At 62.2% G+C, this 23,886-nt stretch carries 20 protein-coding genes; 6 read left to right on the top strand and 14 right to left on the bottom strand.

What is annotated here, in order from left to right:
• Positions 1 to 120: 120 nt before the first annotated feature.
• Entirely contained in the window at positions 121 to 1,296 is a 1,176-nt protein-coding gene (locus tag C9427_RS08675; RefSeq protein WP_107648706.1) for an acetyl-CoA C-acetyltransferase, read from the top strand.
• 14 nt (positions 1,297 to 1,310) lie between these two features.
• Here the strand turns inward: C9427_RS08675 and C9427_RS08670 are convergent, their stop codons facing one another.
• The 7 genes from C9427_RS08670 to C9427_RS08640 form a co-directional block, all read right to left on the bottom strand.
• A complete protein-coding gene (locus C9427_RS08670; RefSeq protein WP_107648705.1) occupies positions 1,311 to 2,396 on the bottom strand; it encodes an ABC transporter ATP-binding protein in 1,086 nt (361 codons plus the stop codon).
• Positions 2,397 to 2,408: 12 nt separating this feature from the next.
• Complete coding sequence (locus C9427_RS08665) at positions 2,409 to 3,197, bottom strand: ABC transporter permease (protein WP_107648704.1); 789 nt, start codon at positions 3,195 to 3,197, stop codon at positions 2,409 to 2,411.
• Positions 3,198 to 3,201: 4 nt separating this feature from the next.
• Positions 3,202 to 4,080 carry an ABC transporter permease gene (locus C9427_RS08660; RefSeq protein ID WP_107648757.1) on the bottom strand — a complete coding sequence of 293 codons (879 nt, stop codon included), beginning with the start codon at positions 4,078 to 4,080 and terminating at the stop codon, positions 3,202 to 3,204.
• 81 nt (positions 4,081 to 4,161) lie between these two features.
• Complete coding sequence (locus tag C9427_RS08655) at positions 4,162 to 5,316, bottom strand: ABC transporter substrate-binding protein (protein WP_107648703.1); 1,155 nt, start codon at positions 5,314 to 5,316, stop codon at positions 4,162 to 4,164.
• 312 nt (positions 5,317 to 5,628) lie between these two features.
• Positions 5,629 to 6,447 carry a carbohydrate ABC transporter permease gene (locus C9427_RS08650; protein WP_107648702.1) on the bottom strand — a complete coding sequence of 273 codons (819 nt, stop codon included), beginning with the start codon at positions 6,445 to 6,447 and terminating at the stop codon, positions 5,629 to 5,631.
• Position 6,448: 1 nt separating this feature from the next.
• On the bottom strand, positions 6,449 to 7,318 hold the full coding sequence (locus C9427_RS08645; protein ID WP_245437032.1) for a carbohydrate ABC transporter permease: 870 nt from the start codon (positions 7,316 to 7,318) through the stop codon (positions 6,449 to 6,451).
• Positions 7,319 to 7,448: 130 nt separating this feature from the next.
• Positions 7,449 to 8,723 (bottom strand): ABC transporter substrate-binding protein, encoded by a 1,275-nt coding sequence (locus C9427_RS08640; RefSeq protein ID WP_167434285.1) that lies wholly within the window; start codon positions 8,721 to 8,723, stop codon positions 7,449 to 7,451.
• 269 nt (positions 8,724 to 8,992) lie between these two features.
• Between C9427_RS08640 and C9427_RS08635 the strand changes: the two genes are divergently transcribed.
• The 4 genes from C9427_RS08635 to C9427_RS08620 are packed head-to-tail and all read left to right on the top strand — an operon-like array spanning position 8,993 to position 14,225.
• Positions 8,993 to 10,153, top strand: coding sequence for an ROK family transcriptional regulator (locus C9427_RS08635; protein ID WP_107648699.1), 1,161 nt, complete (start codon positions 8,993 to 8,995; stop codon positions 10,151 to 10,153).
• Positions 10,113 to 11,672 (top strand): M81 family metallopeptidase, encoded by a 1,560-nt coding sequence (locus C9427_RS08630; RefSeq protein ID WP_107648698.1) that lies wholly within the window; start codon positions 10,113 to 10,115, stop codon positions 11,670 to 11,672. Before C9427_RS08635 ends, C9427_RS08630 begins: the two co-directional genes overlap by 41 nt.
• Positions 11,673 to 11,729: 57 nt before the next feature.
• Positions 11,730 to 13,097, top strand: coding sequence for a M24 family metallopeptidase (locus C9427_RS08625; RefSeq protein ID WP_107648697.1), 1,368 nt, complete (start codon positions 11,730 to 11,732; stop codon positions 13,095 to 13,097).
• Between the two features lie 27 nt (positions 13,098 to 13,124).
• Positions 13,125 to 14,225, top strand: coding sequence for an ABC transporter ATP-binding protein (locus C9427_RS08620; protein ID WP_107648696.1), 1,101 nt, complete (start codon positions 13,125 to 13,127; stop codon positions 14,223 to 14,225).
• 41 nt (positions 14,226 to 14,266) lie between these two features.
• On the opposite strand, the gene C9427_RS08615 is transcribed toward C9427_RS08620, so the two are convergent.
• From C9427_RS08615 to C9427_RS08585, 7 genes are all read right to left on the bottom strand, one after another.
• Entirely contained in the window at positions 14,267 to 14,947 is a 681-nt protein-coding gene (locus C9427_RS08615) for a GntR family transcriptional regulator (protein WP_245437031.1), read from the bottom strand.
• A gap of 148 nt (positions 14,948 to 15,095) precedes the next feature.
• Positions 15,096 to 16,733, bottom strand: coding sequence for a choline dehydrogenase (locus tag C9427_RS08610; RefSeq protein WP_107648694.1), 1,638 nt, complete (start codon positions 16,731 to 16,733; stop codon positions 15,096 to 15,098).
• Positions 16,734 to 16,781: 48 nt separating this feature from the next.
• On the bottom strand, positions 16,782 to 18,281 hold the full coding sequence (locus tag C9427_RS08605; protein WP_107648693.1) for an aldehyde dehydrogenase family protein: 1,500 nt from the start codon (positions 18,279 to 18,281) through the stop codon (positions 16,782 to 16,784).
• A 94-nt stretch (positions 18,282 to 18,375) separates the two neighbouring features.
• Positions 18,376 to 19,287 (bottom strand): dihydrodipicolinate synthase family protein, encoded by a 912-nt coding sequence (locus C9427_RS08600; protein ID WP_107648692.1) that lies wholly within the window; start codon positions 19,285 to 19,287, stop codon positions 18,376 to 18,378.
• Between the two features lie 109 nt (positions 19,288 to 19,396).
• A complete protein-coding gene (locus C9427_RS08595) occupies positions 19,397 to 20,443 on the bottom strand; it encodes a Gfo/Idh/MocA family protein (RefSeq protein WP_107648691.1) in 1,047 nt (348 codons plus the stop codon).
• Positions 20,436 to 21,020: a DUF1349 domain-containing protein gene (locus C9427_RS08590; protein ID WP_107648690.1), complete on the bottom strand. Its 585-nt coding sequence runs from the start codon at positions 21,018 to 21,020 to the stop codon at positions 20,436 to 20,438. The genes C9427_RS08595 and C9427_RS08590 overlap by 8 nt, the downstream gene beginning before the upstream one ends.
• A gap of 93 nt (positions 21,021 to 21,113) precedes the next feature.
• Positions 21,114 to 22,142: a proline racemase family protein gene (locus C9427_RS08585; RefSeq protein ID WP_107648689.1), complete on the bottom strand. Its 1,029-nt coding sequence runs from the start codon at positions 22,140 to 22,142 to the stop codon at positions 21,114 to 21,116.
• Positions 22,143 to 22,524: 382 nt separating this feature from the next.
• Here C9427_RS08585 and C9427_RS08580 point away from each other — a divergent pair, with 382 nt between their 5' ends.
• A complete protein-coding gene (locus tag C9427_RS08580) occupies positions 22,525 to 23,868 on the top strand; it encodes an extracellular solute-binding protein (RefSeq protein ID WP_107648688.1) in 1,344 nt (447 codons plus the stop codon).
• Positions 23,869 to 23,886 lie beyond the last annotated feature (18 nt).

The raw sequence follows: 23,886 nt of genomic DNA, 5'->3' as shown, positions 1-23,886 counted from the left end.
AATTCGTTTGGCGTTTTCGCTCTTGGCTGTGCACCCGACACCAGCTAGAATATTGGTTATAACCAGAATGTCAAGAAGCCCGGATGGGCTAGTTCGTCTTGGCAAGGGAGCCGGAAGCGCATGCAGGATGTGTTCATTGTTGCCGCCAGACGCACGCCGATCGGCAAGCTCAACGGCGCCTTCGCCGGCATCGCTGCCGCCGACCTCGGCGCCGCGGTGATCGGCTCGCTGCTGCAAGAGACCGGCATCGAAGGCGACGCGATCGGCGAAGTCATCATGGGCCAGGTGCTGACCGGAGGCGCGGGACAAAACCCTGCCCGGCAGGCGGCGCTGAAGGCCGGCATTCCGGTCGGCGTGCCGGCGATGACCGTCAACAAGGTCTGCGGCGCGGGGCAGAAGTCGATCCATCTTGCCGCGCAAGCGATACGCTGCGGCGATGCCGACATCGTCATTGCCGGCGGCCAGGACTCGATGACGGAAGCACCGCATCTGATCTACGGCGCGCGCCGCGGCGTCAGGATGGGCGACCACGAGATCAAGGATTCGATGATCGTCGACGGCCTGTGGGATGCACCCAACCAGGTGCATATGGGGGTGACGGCGGAAGGCCTGGCGCGGCGCTATCAGGTCACACGCGACGAGCAGGACCGCTTCGCGCTGGCCTCGCAGGAAAAAGCGGCCACGGCGATCGCCGCCGAGCGCTTCGCCGGCGAGGTCGTGCCGGTCACGGTCTCAGCGAAGCGCGGGGACCTTGTCATCGCAACCGACGAGCATCCCAATCCCAACTCGGCGCTGGAAACCCTGTCCCGTTTGCGGCCGGTCTTCGACCCGGACGGCACCATCACGGCCGGCAATTCGTCCGGGCTCAACGATGGCGCCGCGGCGGTGATGGTGGTCTCGGAAAAGCGCATGAACGAGCTCGGCCTGACGCCGCTGGCGCGCATCGCCGCCTACGCCTCGGCCGGCGTCGAGCCGATGGAGATGGGGCTAGGGCCGGTGGCGGCCTCGCGCAAGGCGCTGGACAAGGCCGGCTGGACGGCATCCGACCTCGACCTGCTCGAAATCAACGAGGCCTTTGCCGCGCAGGCCATTGCGGTCGATCGCGAGATGGGCTGGGACAGCGGCCTGATCAACGTCAATGGCGGCGCGATCGCGCTCGGCCATCCGCTGGCCGGCTCCGGCTGCCGCATCGTCGTCACGCTGCTGCACGAAATGCGCAAGCGCGGCGCAAAGCGCGGCCTCGCTTCACTCTGCATCGGCGGCGGGCTTGGCGTCGCCATTTGCCTGGAGCGCTGACGGGGAAAGGTCGTTCAGGATTGCGGAAGGATGACGACGTTGTCGGAGTCCCAGAAAATTTCCGTATTCTCACCCGGTTTCGGCAGGCTTGTGCGCGTGCTGCGCTGAACCTGGACACGAACGCGGACACCATCAGCGAGACGGATGGTGTAGAACGACCTGCTGCCTATGAAGATGACATCCTCGACCTGCCCGATCGCCGATTGCGTGGTGTCATTGTCCCGGTTGAAGCGGAAGGATTCCGGTCGAATCGAGACGATCACCTTGCCGCGCAATTCTCCGGCTGGAACGATGGAGCTGTGAAAGCGTAGACCCGATCCGGTGACGGCCGTCCTGGCGGAAGCGTCATCGCCTGCCACTGCCGCCTCGAACAAATTGGTCTCGCCAAGGAATTTGGCGGCGAACAGCGATTTCGGCGCCGCGTACATGGATTCGGGCCGGTCGATCTGCACGATGCGGCCCTTCTCCATGAGAACGACGCGATCCGACAGGATCATCGCCTCGTCCTGGTCGTGCGTGACGTAGACGAAGGTGGCGCCGGTCTGGGCATGAATGCGCTTCATCTCGACCAGCATGTGCTGACGGATCTTCAGATCGAGCGCGGCGAGCGGCTCGTCGAGCAGCAGGACTTTCGGGCCATTGACCAGCGCACGGGCGAGCGCCACGCGCTGGCTCTGGCCGCCGCTCAACTCGTTGATATAGCGGTTGGCGAAGCTGTCGAGCTGAACGATGTGCAGCATGCGCTGAACCCGCTCGCGGATTTCCGCCTTGGGCGTGCCCTTGACCTTGAGGCCGAAGGCGACGTTCTCGAACACATCGAGATGCGGGAAAAGCGCATAGCGCTGGAAGACCATGTTTACCGGCCGCCGCTCGGGAGGTTGGCCGGCACAATCCCGGCCATCGATCTTGATGGAACCGGCGGTCACCGCCTCGAAACCGGCTATGAGCCGCATCAGGGTTGTCTTGCCGCAACCGCTGGGGCCGAGCAAGGTTACGATCTCGCCCTGTTCGATGGACAGGTCTATGTCGCTCAGCGCCTGGAAGGAGCCGAACATTTTCTGGGCCGCGGTGATCTCGATCACGGGCGGGCGGATTGTCATGCCTGTCGGTCCTTATGACACGGTGCGGCTGGCGACGGCCGATCTTCTGCGCAGATGGCCGATGAGCCAGGCAGCGAAGAGGATGGCGATGGAGAACACCAGAGCGAGAGTGGAGATGGCATTGATGAGCGGCGTCACGGTGCGGCGCATCATCGACCAGATATACATGGGCAAGGTCGTCTCGGTGCCGGCGACGAAGGAGGTCACGACGAATTCGTCGAAAGACACGGCAAAGGCCAATATGGCCGAGGCGATCAATGTCGGCGCGATCAGCGGCAGCGTCACCTTGCCGAAGGTCTGCATCTGACTGGCGCCGAGGTCGCGCGATGCCTCCTCCAGCGATGGATCGAACAGAGCAAGCCTGGCGCGCATCGCCACGATCAGGATGGGCAGGGCCAGCACCACATGCGAGATGACGATGGTGACCGTCGAGAGCTGGACGCGGGCCTGCGCGAACAGCACCAGAAGCGAGACGCCGACAAAGAGGCCGGGCAGTGCGATCGGCGTCAGGCACAGCACCTCCAGCAGGACGCGGCCGCGATGCCCCAGGCGAAGCCAGGCAAGCGAGGCGGCAGTCCCGAGGATCAGCGTGATCAATGCGGTGAAGCCGGCGACGGTGAGGCTCTTGACCAGGGCCGAACCGAGCTGGGCATTGCCGAGCACCTCGGCGTACCAGCGCAGGCTGAAGCCGGCAAAGGGAAACGACAGCGAAGGGCTCGCGTGGAAAGAGAACAGAACGATGATCACCAGCGGCATCAACAGGAACGCCAGGATCGACCAGACCACCAATTTGAGCAGCATCGCGTCAGCCCCCCGCTTTTCTGGCCGGCCGGCGCTTGACGACCAGGCCCGTTGCGCGCCCAAGCCCCATCACCGAGAGGTAGATGACGATCGACACCAGGAACATCAGGAAGGCCTGGGCGGCACCCAGCGGCCAGTTGCCGGTCTTGCGGAACTGATCGGCGATCAGCAGTCCCGTCGTCTGTCCCGACGATCCGCCAAGCATCTGCGGCGTGACATAGTCGCCCGCAACCATGACGAAGGTCAGCATGAAGGCGCCGACCAGGCCGTTGGCGGCGTTGGGCGCGATGACGCGGAAGAAGGCGCCGAGCGGAGAGGCGCCGAGATCGCGCGCGGCGTCGACAAGATCCTTCTTGATCTCGCTGAGCGAGGACACAACCAGAAGGATGCAGAACGGCAAGTAGATGTGGATCAGCGTGATGGCGACCGCAAAGCGGCTGAACAGGAACACCCCGACCGGCGTGTCGACGATGCCGGCCTGGATCAAAATGGTGTTGAGGACGCCGCTGGTGCCAAGCAAGGTGCGCCAGGCATAGATGCGGACAAGGTAGCTGGAGAACCAGGTGATCAGGATAAGGTAGAGGATGACCTGCGAGCGGCTGACATAGACGAGGTAGTAGCCCACGGGAATCGCCAGCACCAGCGTGACCGATGCCGTGACCAGCCCGATCAGGATGGCGTTGATCGTCACCGTCCAGAACAATGGCGACATCAGCGAATTCAGATAGTTCGAAAACACGAAGTCCGGCACGATCCTGTACGAGGCCGCCGTCCAGAAACTGTAGACGAACAGGATCAGGCTCGGCACGACGAAAAACACGACCATGTACAGAACGGCCGGCGCGGCCAGCAAGCCGCCCATGCTAGAGCGCGGTGCCTTCATGAACATTCCCACGGACAAACGCGCTATCGGCAAGGACGCCGATAGCCAATTCTCAATTCAGCCTGTTGCAACGAGGGAAGTCTACATCCCTGCCTTGAATTCCTGCCACGCCGCGATCCAGTCGTCATAGGTGGCATGGGTGTCGGATGCCCGCGGCGGAATGCCGGGCAGGCCGGCGGCGAAGATGCTGTCGATGGCATTGTAGTCGATGCGGTTGCGCGATTTTTCGTCGAGCAATGCGACTGCCTTTTTGGAGACCGGCGCCTGAACCACGGCCATGGCGACCTTGGCCTGCACCGCTGGGTCAAGCGACTGGTTGATGAAGGCATGAGCCGCCTCGACATTGTCCGCCGAAATCGGGATGAACCAGGCATCCACCCACAGGACCGGGCCTTCCTTCGGCATGGCCATCTCGATCTTCATGTTCTGCTGGTCGGTCTGCGTGATGATCGAGGGATCGGCGCAAAGTGCCGCAACGACCTCGCCGGAAACCATGAGGTTGACAAGCTCGCCCTGGTTGAGGGCGATGACGCGGGCCTGATCGCGGTATTTGGAGAATTCCGCGAAAGCCTTGCCAAGTTCGTCCTTGGTCAGCAGCGGATATTTCTCGCCAAGGCCGGCGACACGCGCGGCGACCGGCCAGGAGCTCACCGTGTCGTCCATGATGGCGATCTTGCCCTTCAGCGAAGGATCGAGCAGGTCGGCGTAGGATGCCGGCTTGGCCAGCTTGTCGGCGTTGAACAGGATGGTGTTGAAGCCCCAGATATAGGGCGATCCCCAATGCTGCCCGTCGGCGAACCAGGTCGGCTGGTCGTAGAACTGGCTGAAGAGATTGTCGGCGCTGTAGTTCGGCACTTTCGAGACATCGATCGGAGTTACGATCTTCATTTCCCTTATGTAGAGATCCGCATAGGCCTGGTTGTATTCGGCCAGATCGATGGGCGGCGGGTTGCCGGCGACGAACTTTGCCTGCACGTCATCCTGATTGGCGATCGACGTGGCCTCCACCGTCACGCCATTCGTCTTGCGCCAGTCGGCAAGCTCGCTGGTCAGGTCGTAACCTTCCCAGGCCATGACCTGGAGTTCGCCCCCGGCAGCCGCCTGCGCCGGCAGCGAGGACAGTCTCAACAGGAACGCCCCCGCTCCCAGGCCGGCCATTCCGGCGAGAGCGGCCCGCCTGCTGATCGACGATGTTAACAAGCTCGAATTGGCTTCGTCTCCTGCTTTGCGCGTCATGATGAGTTCCCCTTTTTTTGATGGCAGTTTCGACAACCTTGCTTTACAGGATATTGGATACAATAATCATCGGAGTCAAACGAAATCGTCCTGCCACTTGGGCATGGCTCTGGATTTCCTTTTGAAGATTTCATGGCGGATCGAGATATCGACCGCCTTGGCCGCCGGCCCGCTCAAGGCTACGAGCGCCGTTGTGGCAGTGGCTGACGCTCAACGTTTCATGCGAGTGCGAAAAAGCCGGTCGCCAATATGGCGAGCCCGAAATTCGGATTGTGTCGCCGTTCAGACGGTCGCGATCCAGATCGACCTGGATTATTTCCCGGCTCCGCCAAGCAGGCCGCGCACAAATGCCTTTTGGAAGAGCAGATAGGTAACCATTACCGGAAGAAGCGAGATAAGCGTGGCCGCCATCAGCGGACCGTACTCGACCTGCAGACTGCTGGCGAAGCCGGCTATCGTCGCCGTAACAGGCGTCGCTTTGTCACTCGTCGTCAGGGTGATGGCGAAGAGCAGGTCGTTCCAGATGGCGCGGCTCTGGATGATCGCAAGCGCGGCGAGACCAGATCCCGATGCCGGAAGCAGAAGCCGCCAGAAATAACCTGCCGGAGTGCAACCGTCGATCAACGCCGCCTCATACATCGACCTCGGCACCGAGGCGAAGAAATTGCGCATGAAAAAAGTGCAGAAGGGAACGCTGTAGGCGGTGTGCACCAGCCACATGCCGGGAATGCTGTCGTAGAGGCCGAGCGACCTGATCAGAAAGAACAGCGGAATCTGGACGATCTGGAACGGCACGAGCATGCCCGTCAGCAGGAAGAAATAGACCACGCGTCCGCCCGCTCCGCGCATATAGGCAAGCGGATAGCCGGAAATCGCGCCGACCAGCAGCGAGAAGATCACCGATGGCACCGTGATCGCAATCGAGTTCAGGAAGCTTCGCCCCATCCGATCGTAAGCGATGGCGTAGTTCTGGAAGTAGAGCTCGTTCGGCAACGCGATCACCCGCGTTATTTCGGATGGCGATTTGAGCGACGTCAGGAACGCGACGACCAAGGGCGCGGCAAATATCACCGCTGCCACCACCAGGATCGAAAAAGGTAGCGCCGTGCGCCTGGCAACCGCTGTGTTCATCCTATTCCGCCTCGGCGTCCTGGACGCGTTTTGCCAGTTGGTGGATGTAAGGCATGATGATGAGGCCGGCGATCACGAGCAGGTAGACGGAGATCGCACTGGCGCGGCCCATTTCGAACCTGCCGAAGGCAGTATCGTACATCTGCGTGGCGAGCACCTCGGATGCGTATGCGGGGCCGCCATTGGTCATCGCCCAGACGATGTCGAACAAGCGCATCGCGTCGACCGCCGCCATGCCGAGGACGACGATCGTCGAGGGCCACAAAAGCGGGAAGCTGACCTTCCAGAACACCTGCCAGGGCGTCGCCCCCTCGATCCTTGCGGCTTCTATGTATTCCACCGGGATATTGCGGAGGCCCGCGAAGAATACCAGGAAGGCGAAACCGGTCGTCCACCACAGCATCGACCCCATGAGCGCGAAATTGACGATTGACGGGTCGCCCAGCCAGTTCTGGGCCAGGCCGCCCAGCCCGACCGACTGGAGGATCGTCGTCAGCAGACCGCTGGTCGGCTCATACATCCAGCGCCAGATCGCAGCCACGGCAACGGCCGGGATGGTGAAAGGCAGGAAGAAGACGACCCGGAAAACCGACTCGCCTTTCATCCCCCTGTCGAGCAGAGCCGCCAGGAGCAGGCCGAGGCTTGTCGGTCCAAGCAGCAGGAAGACGAGCCAGGAAATGTTGTTCAGGACAGCGTGGTAGAAGCGCGACTGGTTAAGCAGCACGACGTAGTTCCGCAGTCCGACATATTTCGGCGTGGGCGAGAAACCATCCCAACTGTGAAGCGACAAATTGAATGTGGAGACGATGGGATAGACATAGAAGACCGCAAAGAGGGTTATGGGAAGCGACAGAAAGATTGCGTGCGTCATCCCTGCGGTCTGGAACTTCCGGCGCATGAGTTGGAAGTTGGGCATGTCGAATTGTCTCTTGTGAGCTGATGCCTTCGGTCGCGCGATCAAGGAGGAAGCCGGGCCGACATCCGTCGGCCCGGCCTCGGGATCACCACTTCAGGTAAGCGCCCTCCGCCTGGGCTTCCTGGCGGAGGCTCTCAAGCGTCGAGATCAACTCGTTCTCATTTGCATCGGAAGGGTCGATCGCGAATTTCTCGAGCTGGACGCCAAGCTCGGTGCCGACCTTCGTCGGCAGCAGGAAGAACAGGTTCGGCAGCACCGCGTTGGCCTTCGACGCATCCGCCAGCTGCCTGGCGAATTTGGCGCCGACGGCATCATAGATCGACGGATCGACGGTCACGTTTGGCGCGAGCGAGCCTTTCGGAACCGCAAAGGTCGCCTGGCCTTCGGCCGACGCCGCCGAGATGACGAATTTCTCGGCTGTTTCGAGCGTGTCGGCCGGGCCTTCCGGCACGGCAAAGGCATCCATCTGGAATATAGCCTTGCCCTCCGTGCCCGGTGCTGGAAACACGTCAAACTTCTCGACGGGTGCGAAACCCGCCTGTTTGAAATAGGCCGCCGCCCAGGCGCCCATCATGAACATCCCGGTATTGCCGTTGACGACATCGTCGGCCGTCTGGGTCCAGGTCTTGCCGCTCCAGTTCTTGGCGTAGCACTTGACCATGGTATCGCGATAAAGCTCGAGGCCCTTGCGGAATTCCGGGCTATCGAAGCCCAATTCACCGCTCGCGATCTTGTAGTAGCCCTCGGTGCCGACGGTGGAGACGAGCGGCGCGTAGAAATTATACAGGCTCCAGAACGGACCTCCTGCATTGCCCAAGGGCTCGACGCCGGCCGCGCGCAGCTTGTCGCAAACGGCGACCAGGCCCTCATAGTCCTTGGGAGGCTGAAGCCCGGCCTTTTCGAAGATCGCCTTGCTGTAGAATATGTTGTTGATCAGCGACAAATCATAGGGAATGCCATAGGGCTTGCCGTCGACCTTGACGACGCGCTGCACCCCCTCCGGAAAGATCTCGTCGCCCTTGATTTTCGCCCAGGTCTCCGAAAGATCATGCAGCTTGCCGCTGTCGACGAAGGTCTTGAGCTCGAAGGCCATCGAGCTCTGATATGCGGCCGGTGGCGTGTTTCCCATGAACGCGGTCTGCAATTGGCGACGCATTTCAACCGCGTTGCCCGGGATCACCTTGCCGACGATCTGGTTGTCGGGATTCTGTTTGTTGGCGAAAGCGATCAGGGCTTCGATACCGGCCTTTTCAGACCCGGCCGCATAGTAATGCCAAAGCTCCTTCGGGCCGTCGGCCCTGGCCGCTGATGCGCCGGCGAGCACGCCAAGCGCCACGCCAAACCATTTCAAGTTACGCATTGTTCTACCCTCTGTTGAGCCGGGCGTTGGTGTCCCCGGCATATATTCTTCAAACAAGAAAAACCTACCCCCAAAAATCGACAGGCGTCAACAGATTGCGCGTAAAATATCCGCCTCGTCGAATGCGATCGACCTGCATTTCCGATTAACACCTTGTTTTTAAGCACTTTTTTTAAAACGATGAATTCGTAGCCTACCCGGCGATTGACAATGCGGCTGATCTCCTCGTATCAATTATTCTCATAACAAGAAAAATATCGGAGCGAGGCTTGAGCAAGTCGTACATCAGGCATTTCAATGCCAATGCGATCTTTCACAGGATCCGCATCGAGCCCAACGTTTCGCAGCGCGACATCGTCGCAAGGACTGGCATCGACAAGTCGGTCGTTTCCTCAATTATCAATCAATTCAGCGAGTTGGGCCTGGTCGAACGCAATCCGGTAGCGACCAGCAACAAACCTGGCCGCCCTATGGAAGGTCTTACCATTTCTCCTGAAAGCGGCCTGATCGTCGGCGTCCAGATCGAGGCGGACACGATCGGCTATGTCGCTGCCGCGCTCGACGGAATCCCCCTGTGCTCCAGGGCCCAGGCCTTCGACGGGAAGCTGGACGGGGTCGCCGATCTCGTCGGCCGGGGAGTCAAGGAAATCGTCGGTGAATGCGGCCGCGCCGGCGACACGCTCGGTGTCGGCATTTCGCTTCCGGGTCTCCTCACCGACGAAGGCATGCTGCTTCACGCACCCGTCCTTGGATGGCGCGGTGTCCCGGTGGTGGACATGTTCTCCGAGGCACTCGATGCGCCCGTTTTCGCGGGCAATGACGGCAAGGCCGCCGCGATGGCGGAATACATGTTCGGCGAATGCATCGACATCAAGGATTTCATCTACCTGTTTTCAGGCTCGGGTGTCGGCGGCGCCTTGTTCCTCGACGGCGACATCTACCGCGGCGCCAGCGGACTGGCAGGCGAACTGGGGCACATCAAGGTTGTCCCGCAGGGCCGCTATTGTTCGTGCGGCGCCTCGGGTTGCCTCTCGCCTTACCTTTCCGAGCCCGGGCTGGCAGAGGAGATCGGCAGGCTGACCGGCAATCGGCCCACCTCGTTCAAGGACATTATGGAGCGCGCCGACGCCAAAGACGAGGTGGTTGTCGGCGTGCTCGACAATGCCGGCGCCGTCCTCGGTTCGGCGATTTCCAGTCTCGTGAACATCTTCAATCCGCCGCTGGTTTGCCTCGGCGGCGATATGGCGAGCGCCGAGCCTTACCTGCGGCCGGCGGTCGAACGGGCCCTGCAACGACTGGCGCATCCTTCGATGTCGGTTCAGACCAAGGTCATTTTCTCGCAACTGTCGACCGTCAGCCCGTTTCTCGGCGGCGTCGCGCTCGCGCTCGATGGTGTCACCGGTCTCGATTCCCCTCACGTTCTTCCGTGAATTCAGCTCAGGTCAGTTCGAAAGTCAGAGAATGCGCATAGCTATTGTCGGCCTCTCCATCGAGATCATGCTCGCCTCCCCGGTCCCGACCACATGGGACGCGATACAACACTACACCGGCAAGGAGATGTCCGAAGGCGATGTCTGGATGGTCCGAGGCATGCTGGCGCGCATGGCGGAAGATGGCGACGTCGAGGCGGTCCCACTGTACTGGGCCACCGCATTGCCCGGCGGCCCGCTCGAATTGTCGGCATACCGAGAGGTCAAGGACAGGACGCTCGCGCTCATCGACGAACACGGTCCGTTCGATGGGATGCTGATTGCCAATCATGGCGCGTTGGAAGTCCAGGGGCTGGACGTCGACGCAGATACCGATTTCATCCGTGCCGTCAGGAATGCCCTTGGGCCTGATGTGCCGATCGGACTGTCGCTTGATCTGCATGGCGACATGACCCCGGAGCTTCTCGACGCAGCAACGGTGATCAGCGTTCTGCGCACCGCGCCACATCGTGACGACAGGCAGACGGGGTACCGGACGGCAGACCAGCTTATCCGAGTCATTCGAACCGGCATCACGCCCAAGAAATCGGTCGTCAGCCTGCCCATCCTCGTCCCTGGCGAAACCGCGGTCACGGCACTGGAGCCCGCGAAAAGCCTTTACGGCGCGCTGCCGGAATACGACAGCGTGCCGGGCATGATGGAAGCAAACATCCTTGTCGGGTTCGCGTGGAACGACCGGCCGTGGACCGCCGTATCGGCGATTGCGGTAAGCGATGGCGATGCCGAGGTCGCGCGTGCGCAGGCGACACGGTTGGCGCAGGCGATATGGGCCAGACGCGCCGATTTCAATCTCAAGATGGAGACCGCGGAGGTTCGCCACGGGCTGCGGCTCGCGGTCGAATGCGCGGAGCGTCCCGTTTTCGTATCCGATTCCGGAGACAACACGACGGCGGGCGCGGCCGGAGACCTGACCCTTGTATTGCAGGCAGCGCTTGAAGATGAGCAGGTCCGCGATATTGTCATCGCCGGCATTACGGCTCCCGAAACCGTGCGCAGGCTTGTCCAGGCCGGGGTCGGCTCGACTGTCGAGATCGAACTGGGAAGCGAGCACCTTTCCCGCCCGAAGACGGCATATCGCGTAAACGTGCTCGTCGAGGCATGCGGAGAAGAACTGGTGCTGCCGGGGTTCCAGCCATACCGGTCCAGGGAAGGCGCGTGGGCGAAGGTTCGCAGCGGCAATGTCATTGCAACATTCCACGCCAATGCCATTGGCATAACCACGCCCCACCATTTCCTGGCAATGGACATCGACCCGACCATGCACAAGGCGTATGTCGTCAAGCTCGGCTATCTCCACCCGCAACTCGAGGACATCTCAGCCCGGCATATCCTCTTGCTGAGCGACGGCACCTCGCAACTGGACATGACGCGGCTCCAATGGAACGTCTTGCCGCGTCCAACCTACCCTCTCGACAAGGATTTTGCCTGGGACGCGCAGGCCCGGATCTACGGCGATTGATCTCCCTCGCAGTCGATTTTCACTGCTGTTGCACCGACACGAACAAAAGGACCCCCAATGACCATTTCCCTCACATCCGTTCGGTTGCCGGACTTCGGTTCCCCCGGCGAAAAGCCGGACATTCCCGTTGAGACATATGATGCGCGCGCCCGCGCTGCTTACGACAGGGCAGGATGCGACTGGCTGGCGATCTATGCGGACCGGGAGCATTTCGGCAACATCGCTTTCCTGAGCGGTTTCGAGCCGCGCTTCGAGGAAGCCTTCCTCCTGCTTGGGCCAAACAACAAGCGCGTGCTTGTCACGGGCAACGAGTGCGAGAGCTACGCGCCGCTGGCGCGTCTGCCCGGGATGAGCGTGCTTCTGGCCCAGACATTGAGCCTGATGGCGCAGGATCGCTCTCGCTTCCCTCGCTTCTCCGACCGTCTCGGCGATGCTGGAATAAAGGCAGGCGACACCGTAGGGCTGGTGGGCTGGAAATATCTCGAACCATTCGAGGACGACGCTGTCGAAACCGCCTATTTCGTTCCCGCAGTCTACGTGCAGGCATTCCAGCGGGCGGTCGGCGCTTCCGGCGGATTGCGGGACGCGACCCATGTTCTGATGCATCCTGAAAACGGCATCGCCGTCACCATCGATGCCGATCAGATCGCAGCGTTCGAGTGGGCTGCATTGCGCAGCTCGTCGGCAATGTGGCGGATTGTTTCGGGAGTGCGGGAGGGCGACAGCGAGTTCGACGCCGTTTCGCGCATGGGCTATGCCGGAGACCCACTGAACGTCCACACCATGTTCGCGTCAGCCAGCAAGGGCGAGCCGGTGATCGGCCTGCGGAGCGCAACGGGCCGCAAGCTTGGGCGGGGCGATGGCGTGACGACCGCGATCGGACACTGGGGCGGTCTTTCCTCGCGGGCAGGCCTTCTCGATCGTGCCAATGACGAATTTCTCGCAATTGCCAAAGGCTACTTCCAGGGCTTGATCTCCTGGTACGAGACGGCCGCAATCGGTGTCGAGGGCGGCGCCATCCATGAGGCCGTGACATCGACGCTCGCGAAAGCGAAGCTGAAGCCGGCGCTCAACCCGGGCCATCTCGGCGGCTACGAGGAATGGACGCACAGCCCGATCCGGCCAGGATCCGGGGATCGTATCCGCTCGGGCAAGCATTTCCAGGTCGATATCATCCCGACGCCGATCGCCGATGGCTGGGCGCTAAACTGCGAGGACGCGGTTGTCCTTGCCGATGACGCGCTTCGGGCCGAGCTGGAGACCAAACATCCGGCGGTCTTCAAGCGCATGGCGGCGCGTCGCGACTTCATGAAGGACAAGCTCGGCGTGGACCTGCGGCCGGACATCCTGCCGCTTTCCTCGACACCGCTTTATTTCGCGCCGTTCTGGCTCGCGAGCGACAACGTCCTCGTCCGCGATAGATAGCCCTGAGATCCGGCACCGGAGGGTCCGATGACAGCCATCGAGCTGAACAAAGTCGTGAAAGCCTATGGAGGCGTTCAAACCGTTCACGGGATCGATCTCTCGATCAAGGATCACGAATTCGTGGTCCTGGTCGGCCCTTCCGGCTGCGGAAAGTCCACCACGCTGCGCATGATCGCGGGGCTGGAGACGATAACGGATGGCGAGATCAAGATCGGCGAGCGGCGTGTCAACGACCTGTTGCCGGGAGAACGCGACATCGCCATGGTTTTCCAGAATTACGCGCTCTACCCGCATCTCTCGGTCGAGGACAACATCACGTTCGGGTTGCGTTTGAAGAAGACGCCGCGTGGCGAAGTCCAGACGCGGCTGGCCGAGACCGCGCGGATCCTGGACATCGAGCACCTGCTCAAACGCAAACCAAGGCAACTCTCTGGCGGACAGCGCCAGCGCGTTGCCATGGGACGCGCGATGATCAGGAATCCGGCGGTCTTTCTTTTCGACGAACCGCTTTCGAATCTCGACGCCAAACTCCGCGTCCAGATGCGCGCCGAGATCAAGCAGATCCACGAAGCGGTGCCGACCACAACCGTCTATGTCACGCATGATCAGATCGAGGCGATGACGCTTGCCGACCGGGTCGTGGTAATGAATGCCGGAAGGATCGAGCAGATCGCGCCGCCTCAGGAGCTATATCTGAGACCCGCGACCAAGTTCGTGGCTGGATTCATCGGATCGCCGGGCATGAATTTCCTCAGCGCGACGCTCGAACGAAACGAAAATCAATTCAGCGGCGTCCTGTCCGATGGTGCGCGCCTCGAACTGCCGAGCGACGTCTCCAGGTTCGCCGATGTGACGGGACAGGTTGTCGACCTCGGCATCCGGCCCGAACATCTTTCGCCCGGCCCAAAAGACGGCCGATCCGGAAGCAGGATCAACGCCACCGCGGAACTCGTCGAACCGCTTGGAATGGATACGCTCGTTCACTTCACCATCGCGGGCACAAAGGCGGTCGCGCGCGTACCACCCGATGGTTCGCTACGACGAGGAAGCGAACTTCCGCTCTTTGTCGAGCCGCAGGATATCTATGTCTTCGACCGCCAAAGCGGCAGCACTCTGCACGGCGAATAGGGACCTGCGAACGGGCCGGAATCGAAAAATCCGGGACAGGATCAGCCGGCTGCCTCGCCCCGCTTGAGCTGGCTGACGATCTCTTCCGCGGCGTCGGCGACATGCTTCTTGAGCAGCCTCGACGTTTCGACCGCGTCACGCAGGCGATAGGCCTCGAAGATGTCGCGATGTTCCTGCAGCGCCTTGGTCTGGGCCTTCAGCGGTTCGATCTGCAGGCGCAGATAGCGATCCGCCGAACTGTAGAGCGTTTGCAGCACCGCCATCGAACGCGGCCGCATGGAGGGCTCGAGCAGCGCCGTGTGGAAGGCCCAGTTGAGACGGCTGAGTTCCTTCGGATCGCCCCTGGCAATAGCAGCCTCGTAATCCTGAAGAGCGCGCTCGGCATTGGCGATATCCTGGTTGGACATGCGCGCGATGGCCTTCTTGACGAGGAAGGGCTCCAGCAGAAGCCGTGCATCGAAAAGGTCGATCGCATCGTCGGCCGACAGATCGGAGACGACCGCGCCGCGATGCGTCCTGATGACGACAAGACCTTCCGCTTCCAATTGCAGCAGCGCCTCGCGCACGGGAATGCGGCTGACCCCCAGCTCGGCCGCTATCGCCTCCTGGCGGATCTGATGGCCGCCCGGATAGTCGCCGCCGATGATCTTGGCGGCGATATATTCCGCGACCATCGCGGTGACGGTCTGGCGCTGCAACAGAGGCTTGGGCGAAGTCGACATGGCAGGCATTTCCAGAATCGCTCTATTTATCGGGCGATCGTATCCAATATTTCATTCCGATCCAATCCAGCCTTCCAATCGAGATCCTTGGTCAGCCTTTGTCATGCATGTGATCCCAAAACCGCTGCACACTTTTGGGCGACATACATCAATGCCGATCCGCGTAGTCGACGATCTGTGGCGGCAGTGGTTCGCGCCCGCGCACACGGTCGACAAGCTTTTCCGCAATCATCATGGTCGGGCAGTGCAAATTGCCGCTGGTGATGCGCGGCATGACCGACGCATCGATGACACGCAGCCCCTCGGTCTCATGCACCTTGCCGTCGGCATCGACGACCGACATGTCGTCGACGCCCATCCGGCATGTCGAGCAAGGGTGGTATTGCGTGCCGAGATTCTCCTTTAGCCAGGCAAGCACTTCGGCATCGGGCATCGTCCTCAGCCCCGGCGTCAGGGCTTGCCCGCGCATGTCGTCCCAGGCGCGCTGCTGGATGATCTCGTCGGTGTGGCGCACGCCGTCGATCAGATCCCGCTGGTCCTGCGGATGGGCGAGGTAGTTGGAAACGATGGAGGGATGGGAGCGCGGATCGGCCGATTTCAACGTGACGGCGCCCCGGCTCTTCGGCCGCATCAGGCAAGTCTGGTATTGGAACCCTTCTTCGATATTGACCTTGCCATGCATCAGTTCGCCGAGCATCGGCAAAAACTCGTGCTGGATGTTGGCATAGTCGGCGGCCGCGCTGCTCCTGAAGAATGTGCCGACTTCCCAGAGATTGGTCACGCCGAGGCCGGAGCGCAGGAACAGCCATCGCGCCCCGATCAGGCCCATCTTGAACATGTTCAGGTCCATGGCCGGGGAGACGCCCTGGCGCGACGCCCTGTAGCGCACTGAAACGGCGACGTGGTCGACGAGGCCCTTGCCCACGCCCGGCACATCCGCAACCGGCTTGACGCCGAGTGCGCGCAACTCCTCGGAGGGACCGACGCCGGACAGAAGCAGAATCTGCGGCGAGTTGAAGGCGCCGCCGCACAGCACCACCTCGCGTCCGGCCTCGACGGTGTGGATCGCGCCGTCAACCTCATAGGTCACGCCGACCGCGCGCTTGCCGTCGAAGTCGATCCGGTGCACCAATGCGTCCAGCTTGAGGTCGACATTGCCCTTGCGCAGCGCGGGCCTGAGATAGGCCCTGCCGCCGCTGGCCCGCACGCCCCTGTCGATATTCGCCTGGTAGATATGGACGCCTTCCTGACGGTAGGCATTGTAGTCGGGATTGAGCGGATGGCCCGCCTGCTGGCCAGCCTCGAGAAACGCCTCGAAGACCGGCAGATCGCCTTTCAACGTGGTGATCGCGATCGGCCCATCGCCGCCGCGATAGGTGTTGGCGCCCTTGTCGTAGGTCTCCAGCCGCTTGAAGTAAGGCAGGCAGTGGGCGAAGGACCAGCCCGGCAGGCCGTCCTTGGCCCACGCATCGAAGTCGCGCGGATTGCCGCGCACATAGACCATGCCGTTGAGCGAGCCGGAACCGCCCAGCATCTTGCCCCTGACATGCGTGATCATGCGCCCGCCGAGCGCCTCTTCAGGTCCCGTCTCGAAGCTCCATGTCCGGCGCCGGTCGGTCAGCGGGTAGGACATGGCAGCCGGCATGCGCACATAGATGGAGTTGTCGCTCGGGCCGGCTTCCAGGACGAGAACGCGAGCGCTCCTGTCCTCGCCTAGCCTGGCGGCGACGATCGAACCGGCGGCGCCCGCTCCGACGACAATGTAGTCATACGCCTTGGATGCCATATCGAACTTACCTTCACTTGTGCCCAAAAGAATACGTCCGGCCAGCCTTTATGTCGCCCACCAGATGCTTTTGGTCCGCGAATACTGGTCGAGCGAATGGATGCCCTTGTCCTTGCCACCGAAGCCGGATGTCTTGAAGCCGCCGAACGGGGTGGTGAAATCGCCTTCGCAGAAGGCGTTGATCGCCACGAAACCCGCGTCGAGCGTGGTGGACGCCTCGCGAATTGCGCGCGGATTCTCGCCGAAGACATAGGCGCTGAGGCCATATTGCGTATCGTTCGCACTGCGGATGGCGCTGGCGAGATCGTCGTAGAACCTGACGGAGAGAACCGGGCCGAACACCTCTTCTTTCCAAGCATCGGCGCCTTCGGCGACATTGAAGAAAACGACCGGCTCGACCAGGCGCGGCGATGCGCCTTTGGTTTCGGCTGCCGACACGCTGAAATCATTGTTGCGCTGCTTCTCGATGTCGACGGCGCGATTGACCTTGGCGGCGTGGGCGTCGCTGACCAGCGGCCCGATGCGCGTGGCCGGATCGAAGGGATCGCCGATCGGCCATTCCCTCATCTTGGCGACGAGCATGTCGCGGAGATCGCCCTCCAACGCGTGCGGCGCGAGAACCCTCGATATGGACGAACAGAGCTGGCCGGAATTCATCAGGAAGCCGGTCGAGATGTCGTCGGCGAAACGGTCCAGCGACGTGACGTCGGGCAGGATGATGGCGGGATTCTTGCCGCCGCATTCCAGCGAAATTTCCTTCAGGTTCGAATCGGCGGAATAGTGCAGGAAGCGGCGTCCGGTGGCGGTCGAGCCGGTGAAATTGATCGCCGAAACATCGCCATGCAGCCCCAGCGCCTTTCCGGCGACCGGCCCAGTGCCGGGGACGACGTTGATGACGCCGGCCGGGAACCCCGCTTCGATCGCGAGTTCGGCCAGCCGCAGCGTGGTCAGCGGCGTGTCGTCGGCCGGCTTGCAGACGACGGTGTTGCCGGCGGCCAGCGCCGGGCCGATCTTCAGCGCCAGCGTGGTCAGCGGGTAGTTCCAGGGCAGGACGATGCCGACGACGCCTTGCGGCTCGCGCACGATCTGGCTGAGCACGCCCTTGCGGCGTGCCGGGCTGAGATCATAGGCGGTCTCCGTCAGGCTGGCATACCAGCGCAGCACGCCGACAGTCGTCGGCACATCGTCATTGTAGGAATGCAGGATCGGCTTGCCGACATCGAGGCTTTCGAGAAGCGCCAATTCGAGCCAGTTTCTTTCGACCGCGTCCGCCAGCGCACGGATCAACACCGCGCGTCCTTCGTGCCCCATCGTACCCCAGTCCGCCTTCAGCGCCGCGCGGGCGGCCTGCACGGCAAGATCCACTTGCCTCTCGCTGGCAAAGGCGACTTCGCTGATCGTCTCCCCGTCGAAGGGAGACATGATGCTTTTGACGTCGGAGCCGCCGTCGCGGGAAAAGCCGCCGCCGATCCAGGCCGAATCCAGCCGCCGCGCCGTCTCGCGGACCTGCTTCAGGTCGGACGCGCCGAATGTGGGAATCTTATGCATGCAATCCGTTCCTAGTACATCCGCCGGTCGCGCCTCCTCGAAGGCGCGGCCGGCGACGCGGAATTTCCGGTGGTGGTCCGAACATCCCCGCGGATCAGGCAGCGCGGCGCGATTGCGTCTGCTTGAGCTCTTCGATCGTCGCCTTGATGGTGGCGATGACGCGCTCGCGCTCCTCGCCGGCCAGCGGCAATCGCGGCGCCCGTGTCCATTCAGGCGCGCCGTAGACAAGGTGCTCGGCCATCTTGATGTACTGGACCAGCTTCACATGCGTATCGAGGTGGAAGGACGGCGTCATGATACGGTAGAGTTCGCGCGCCCTGGCGAAATTGCCGGCCGCGCACAGGTTGAAAATCTCGACGCATTCCTTCGGCCAAGCATTGGTCATGCCCGAGACCCAGCCGGTCGCGCCGAGCGACATGCTTTCGACGATCTGGTCGTCGACGCCGCAGAAGATATCGAAGCGATTGCCCAGCGCGATGAACATGTCGGTGACGCGGCGCACGTCACCGGTCTCCTCCTTGACCGCGACGATGGTCTGACAATCGGCCAGCATCTTGAGGACGGCGGGCGTGACGTCGACGCCATAGGCGATCGGGTTGTTGTAGATCATGATCGGCAGATCGCTGGCGCCGGCGATCGCCTTGTACCATTCGGCCGTCTCGCGCGGGTCGGTCTTGTAGCCGAGACTCGGGAACACCATCAGGCCTTCGGCGCCATAATCCTGGAAGGCGCGCGCGCCAGCGACCGCGCCGGCGGTCGATATCTCGGCAAGGCCGGAGAGAAGCGGAACGCGCCCGGCGACGACCTCCCTGGCGGCACGGATGACGGCTTCCTTCTCCCCCGGCAGCAACGAGGCATTCTCGCCCAGCATCGGCAGGACGATGATGCCCGAGACGCCGTTGTCGATCAGACGGTTGATGCTTGCCTGTGTCGCTTCGAGATTGATCGAACCGTCCTGCTCGAGCTTGGTCGTAACCGCCGGGAATACCCCCTGCCAATGCGTCATCGTCTGGTCTCTCCTTGGACTCGCTTTCGCAATAATGTATCCAATCTACAATATTCCATTCAAAAGTCTACCGTGAAATCCGCGTTGCGGCAGCGCCAAAACGGGCATGTCACGCCACTGGGATGGGCGGATTTTTCTCGAAGCGCGGCACGGACACACGCACCCCCTCCTGCGCCGAGCGCCTGACGGCCAGCGCCGTGGCAAGCGAGGCGACGCCGTCCCATCCCGTCGCCGCCGGACGATCGCCATGAAGCACGGCGGCATTGAACCGGGCGATCGTGGTGGCGTAGAGGTTGGCGGGCTCGACCGGAATTTCCGTCATCTCGGTGCCGCGGCGAATATAGACACGACCGGACGGCGCCTCATCCAGGATGCCCCGGCCATAGATCGACCCTTCGGTGCCATGGATCTCGAGCGCCGTCTCGTGATGGGCGAAGACCTGGCCCTCATGCATGTAGGCAATCAACCCGGAAGCGAAGTTGACAATGGATTGCACCTGGTCTTCCACGCCATTCTCGCCGATCAGGCTGCTTGCCTTCATCGACATGACCTCGACCGGTTCGTCCGCAAGCACGAAGCGCAAAACGTCGACATTGTGCACGGTCAGGTCATAAATGACCCCACCTTGCGTCTTGTCTTTCGTACGCCACGTCTGCAATTCCTTGGGAAGGTACTCGCAATACATGACGCGTGCCGCGAGCGGCCGGCCGATCTGGCCTGTAAGCACCAGGTCGCGGATCGCCCTGTGCGTGGCCGCGCCACGCATATGATGGTTCGTCGCCAGGACGACGCCGGCGCGATCGCAGGTCCTGGCCATCTCGACAGCATCATACAGGGTCAGCCCGAGCGGCTTTTCGCAAAGCACATGCAGGCCCGCCGCCGCGGCTTCGAGCGTGTCGTCGCGATGCCGGTCATTGTTGGTCGAGACGTAGACCGCGTCGATCGCGGTTTCGGCAAGGAGCGATTCGAGGCTTGTCGCGGATACCGATATCCCGAGATCGTCGGCGAAGGCGCGGCCACGGTCGGCACTCCTGCTGACGACCGCCACCAGTTCCGCATCCGGCACGGACTGGATCGCCCTGGCGACCCATGAGCGGGCGATCTGGCTTGCCCCCACGATTGCCCAGCGGACCTTGCCTTGGGGCGCCTCAGTCATGGAGTTCCCTCGAAATCGCCGCGCCGACCGAGAAATCGCTGAATGTGACCTCGAAACCCTCGCGTTGCGGCGAACAGCACATCATGCCGACGTCGACCGTTTTCGAGGGCGGGAAGTAGGCAAGCCGCACCGGCTTCCAGTGGCCGTCGGACGCATCCAGATATTGAACGCGGATCGCTTCAGCGTGGCGGGTCAGGCGGATCCTGATGCCGTCCGGACTTGCCGGAATGCTGACCAGCGACCAGTCGGACGCGTCGTTGGTGACCACGACGGAAAAATACATCAGTCCGTCGGTGAATTCGATACCGGCCTTGACCCAGTGCGTCTCGCTCAGCCGGACCATCAATCCGGCCTGGTCGTAAAGCACCTTATAGTCGCCCCTGACCGTGACCTCGGCGCTAAAGTCGCCTTCGACCTGGCGACACAGGAAATGACCATTGTCGCGCCAGAAATCGTAGAATGTCTCGCGCCAGAAATCAGTCTCCTTGCCGGTGCGGACATGCAGCGTGTTGTCGCCAAACGCGTGGTGCGGCGGCGGGTTGAGCCAGGTCAGGTCGGTATTCCCTAGTGTCGTCATCGGCTTGCTTGCCTGTCCGGTTCGTGTTGCGTGATCGTCTTGCGTGGTCTGATTAGCCGGCAAAATGTACCGGCGGTTACCTGTACACGTCGGCTACCTGAACCAGGTGTCCGACAGTCGGTAGCCCTCGGGGAACGGATCCTCGGGATCCACTCCGTAGTGGCTCACTCCGGTCAGCCAGGCGCGCCCGGATACCTCGGTCACCACCGCGGGAACACTGCCAGCCATGGCCGTCTCAACGATGCGGCAATCGAAGACGGTGTCGAGTATCGAGGTATGCCGGAACTTCTCGCCCACGGCGAGGTCGCCGCGCGCATGCAGCAAGGCCATCCGCGCGGAGGTTCCCGTGCCGCATGGGCAGCGGTCGAGCCGGCCGGGAGAAACGACCACGGCGTTTTTCGAGGTCTTCACGCCATCGACGATCCGCAACGGGCCGGCGAATTCCGTCTGGTTGATGGTGTTGATCGACGGGTTCTCCGGATGGATCGAGGGAAGCTGTTCGGCGGCGGCGGCCTTGATGGCCTCGCCTAGCCCGATCAGGTCGCGCGCCTCGTCGCGGGCCAGCGTCACGCCGACGTCCTGCGCATCGACGATGCAGTAGATCATGCCGCCATAGGCGACGTCGACCCGCAGCGACCCGATCCCGGGCACCTCGACCATCCGGTCGCGATGCATGACGAAGGACGGGATGTTGCGGAATGTGATGCGGCGGCACTTGCCGCCGCTGCAATCCGCCTCGACCTCGACGAGACCGGCCGGCGTATCGACCCTGACGATGGTCTTGGCGCCGCGCATCGGGATCATGCCAGCCTCGAGGGCGACCGTGACCGTGCAGATCAGGTTCGAGCCCGACATCGGCACAAAATAGTCGGACTCCATGACGATCATGCCGATATCGGCATCGGCGCGTATCGGCGGCGTGATGAGGTTGACGGCCGCGTTGACGCTGCCGCGCGGGTCGAACAGCAGCATGTTGCGCAGCCAGGCGCTGTCGCGTTCCAGCGCCTCCATGCGCTCGAACATCGTCGCGCCACGCGGCGGCAGAACGCCGCCGGTGATGACCCGACCCACCTCGCCCTCGGCATGGGCTCCGACGACGGTAATGACGCGATCCAGGTTCATTGACGGCATCCTCAGAATTATGACGCAACTGCCGGCGGATACGGCCCCTTCGCACAGGTTCTCAAGAAATTGCATCCAATATACGGATTAATGGCGCGCTGGGTTTTTGTCAACCTGCATCCAAGGCGTTCTCGGCCAGCCGGGCGTTAAGCGCCTCGCCAGCTCCGCCGCAGCGGCCGAGGTCGCAACACTCAACCGGACAGGGCGAGCCGCCCGGCGCGGCAATCTGCGCGCGTATCTGCCCAACTCCGACCCGGGGCTGATCAAACAAGAGGCACATCTACCCGATTGACAAAATTCTAAACAGGCGACCAAGATCATATGACCATCAACGATCTTGGTCCCGAGGTTGCCCCTCGGCATTGGCGTAAAGGAGAGCCAGATGCCCCTTCAGCAGAGAGTGACCCATCGTTCAAAACGCCCCGCCATCCTTGCTACCGCACTGCTCAGCCTGAGCCTGATCGCGATGCCCGGCACCGTCCATGCCGACGGGATCACGCTCAAGGTTTTCGGCGGTTCGGCCCTCGACCAGCTCGCTCCGCGTCAGGCGCCGGACGAGCAGAAGAAGATCCAGCAGCAGGTTATCGACGGTTTCCTCAAAGCCAATCCCGACATCTCGGCGGTCGAGTGGGACGCGCAGGGGCCGCAGACCGATTCCATCCAGCGCGTGATGACCGCCAAGCTCGCCAGCCAGGAGATGGACCTGATCGCCTGCCCGGCCTTCTACACCAATGGCGCCTATGTCAGGCGCAAGCTGGTGATGCCGATCACCGACAAGATCAAGCCGTTCCAGGACAGGATCGATGCCGCGGCTCTTGGCGCCTTCACGATCAGCGGCCAGGTCTACGGCGTTCCCATCTCCACCCTGTCGACATCGACGATCTTCTACAATGTCGATCTCTTCCAGAAGCTCGGCATCAAGGTGCCGCCGACCTATGCCGACCTGAAGGCGGCGGTGCCGAAGTTCAAGACCGAGGGCGTGATCCCGCTGCTGCATCAGGGCTCGAACACCGTGATGTGGCCGATGTGGTATTTCGAGACCTTTTCGCAGGCCTCGGGCGACCCGGTCGGCAAGACCCAGAAGAACCTGGAAGGCACGGCGAAGTTCACCGATGCACCTGATGTCGAAGGGTTCAAGCTGATCAAGCAATGGGTCGATGACGGCATCCTTTCCAAGGATTCGCTTTCCGTCGACCAGGACGGCATGCGGGCGGCCTTCGCGGCCGGCAAGAGCGCCATGTATTATGGCGGCACCTGGGAAATCCCGTCACTCCAGACGAGCGTCAAGGACTTCAAATGGGGCGTCTTTGCCTTCCCGAAAATGGAGGGAACAGCGGGCGCGCCAGGCCATGGCGGCGGCGCCGACAACGGTATCTGCGTGGCCTCGTCGATCCCGCCCGAGAAGCTCGATGCAGCCGTCAAGTTCATCGAATATCTGACCCGGCCGGAGGTGGCGACGCTCTATCTTGCGCCGGAGCAGCCGATCGCGGCTTCGATCAAGGGTGTGCCGCAGGTTGACGACGCCTATGCCGTCGAGCTGCGCAAGGAGGCCTTCCCGAGCACGATTAAGTTCCTCGACTGGATCTGGCCATCGGAAGTCGCGACAGCCACGGCCTCGGCAATCGCCGGCATCGTCGGCGGCACGACGACGCCAGAGGATGCCGCGGCCTCGATCCAGACCACCTTCGACGACCTCAAGGCGCAGGGCAACTGGCCGCCCAAGTGACCTCGCATTCGGCTGACC

Origin of the sequence: Mesorhizobium helmanticense, assembly GCF_003034915.1 — a bacterium.
Lineage (GTDB): Bacteria > Pseudomonadota > Alphaproteobacteria > Rhizobiales > Rhizobiaceae > Mesorhizobium > Mesorhizobium helmanticense.
Note: the sequence above shows the minus strand (reverse complement) of the source record. Positions and strands in the feature narration are given on the sequence as shown.

Bases quoted from the DNA above. Each gene is read 5' to 3' on its own strand.
- C9427_RS08675 (WP_107648706.1), top strand. From the start codon at position 121: ATGCAGGATGTGTTCATTGTTGCCGCCAGACGCACGCCGATCGGCAAG.
- C9427_RS08670 (WP_107648705.1), bottom strand. From the start codon at position 2,396: ATGACAATCCGCCCGCCCGTGATCGAGATCACCGCGGCCCAGAAAATG.
- C9427_RS08665 (WP_107648704.1), bottom strand. From the start codon at position 3,197: ATGCTGCTCAAATTGGTGGTCTGGTCGATCCTGGCGTTCCTGTTGATG.
- C9427_RS08660 (WP_107648757.1), bottom strand. From the start codon at position 4,080: ATGAAGGCACCGCGCTCTAGCATGGGCGGCTTGCTGGCCGCGCCGGCC.
- C9427_RS08655 (WP_107648703.1), bottom strand. From the start codon at position 5,316: ATGACGCGCAAAGCAGGAGACGAAGCCAATTCGAGCTTGTTAACATCG.
- C9427_RS08650 (WP_107648702.1), bottom strand. From the start codon at position 6,447: ATGAACACAGCGGTTGCCAGGCGCACGGCGCTACCTTTTTCGATCCTG.
- C9427_RS08645 (WP_245437032.1), bottom strand. From the start codon at position 7,318: ATGACGCACGCAATCTTTCTGTCGCTTCCCATAACCCTCTTTGCGGTC.
- C9427_RS08640 (WP_167434285.1), bottom strand. From the start codon at position 8,723: ATGCGTAACTTGAAATGGTTTGGCGTGGCGCTTGGCGTGCTCGCCGGC.
- C9427_RS08630 (WP_107648698.1), top strand. From the start codon at position 10,113: ATGGTGTCACCGGTCTCGATTCCCCTCACGTTCTTCCGTGAATTCAGC.
- C9427_RS08625 (WP_107648697.1), top strand. From the start codon at position 11,730: ATGACCATTTCCCTCACATCCGTTCGGTTGCCGGACTTCGGTTCCCCC.
- C9427_RS08620 (WP_107648696.1), top strand. From the start codon at position 13,125: ATGACAGCCATCGAGCTGAACAAAGTCGTGAAAGCCTATGGAGGCGTT.
- C9427_RS08615 (WP_245437031.1), bottom strand. From the start codon at position 14,947: ATGTCGACTTCGCCCAAGCCTCTGTTGCAGCGCCAGACCGTCACCGCG.
- C9427_RS08610 (WP_107648694.1), bottom strand. From the start codon at position 16,733: ATGGCATCCAAGGCGTATGACTACATTGTCGTCGGAGCGGGCGCCGCC.
- C9427_RS08605 (WP_107648693.1), bottom strand. From the start codon at position 18,281: ATGCATAAGATTCCCACATTCGGCGCGTCCGACCTGAAGCAGGTCCGC.
- C9427_RS08600 (WP_107648692.1), bottom strand. From the start codon at position 19,287: ATGACGCATTGGCAGGGGGTATTCCCGGCGGTTACGACCAAGCTCGAG.
- C9427_RS08595 (WP_107648691.1), bottom strand. From the start codon at position 20,443: ATGACTGAGGCGCCCCAAGGCAAGGTCCGCTGGGCAATCGTGGGGGCA.
- C9427_RS08590 (WP_107648690.1), bottom strand. From the start codon at position 21,020: ATGACGACACTAGGGAATACCGACCTGACCTGGCTCAACCCGCCGCCG.
- C9427_RS08585 (WP_107648689.1), bottom strand. From the start codon at position 22,142: ATGAACCTGGATCGCGTCATTACCGTCGTCGGAGCCCATGCCGAGGGC.
- C9427_RS08580 (WP_107648688.1), top strand. From the start codon at position 22,525: ATGCCCCTTCAGCAGAGAGTGACCCATCGTTCAAAACGCCCCGCCATC.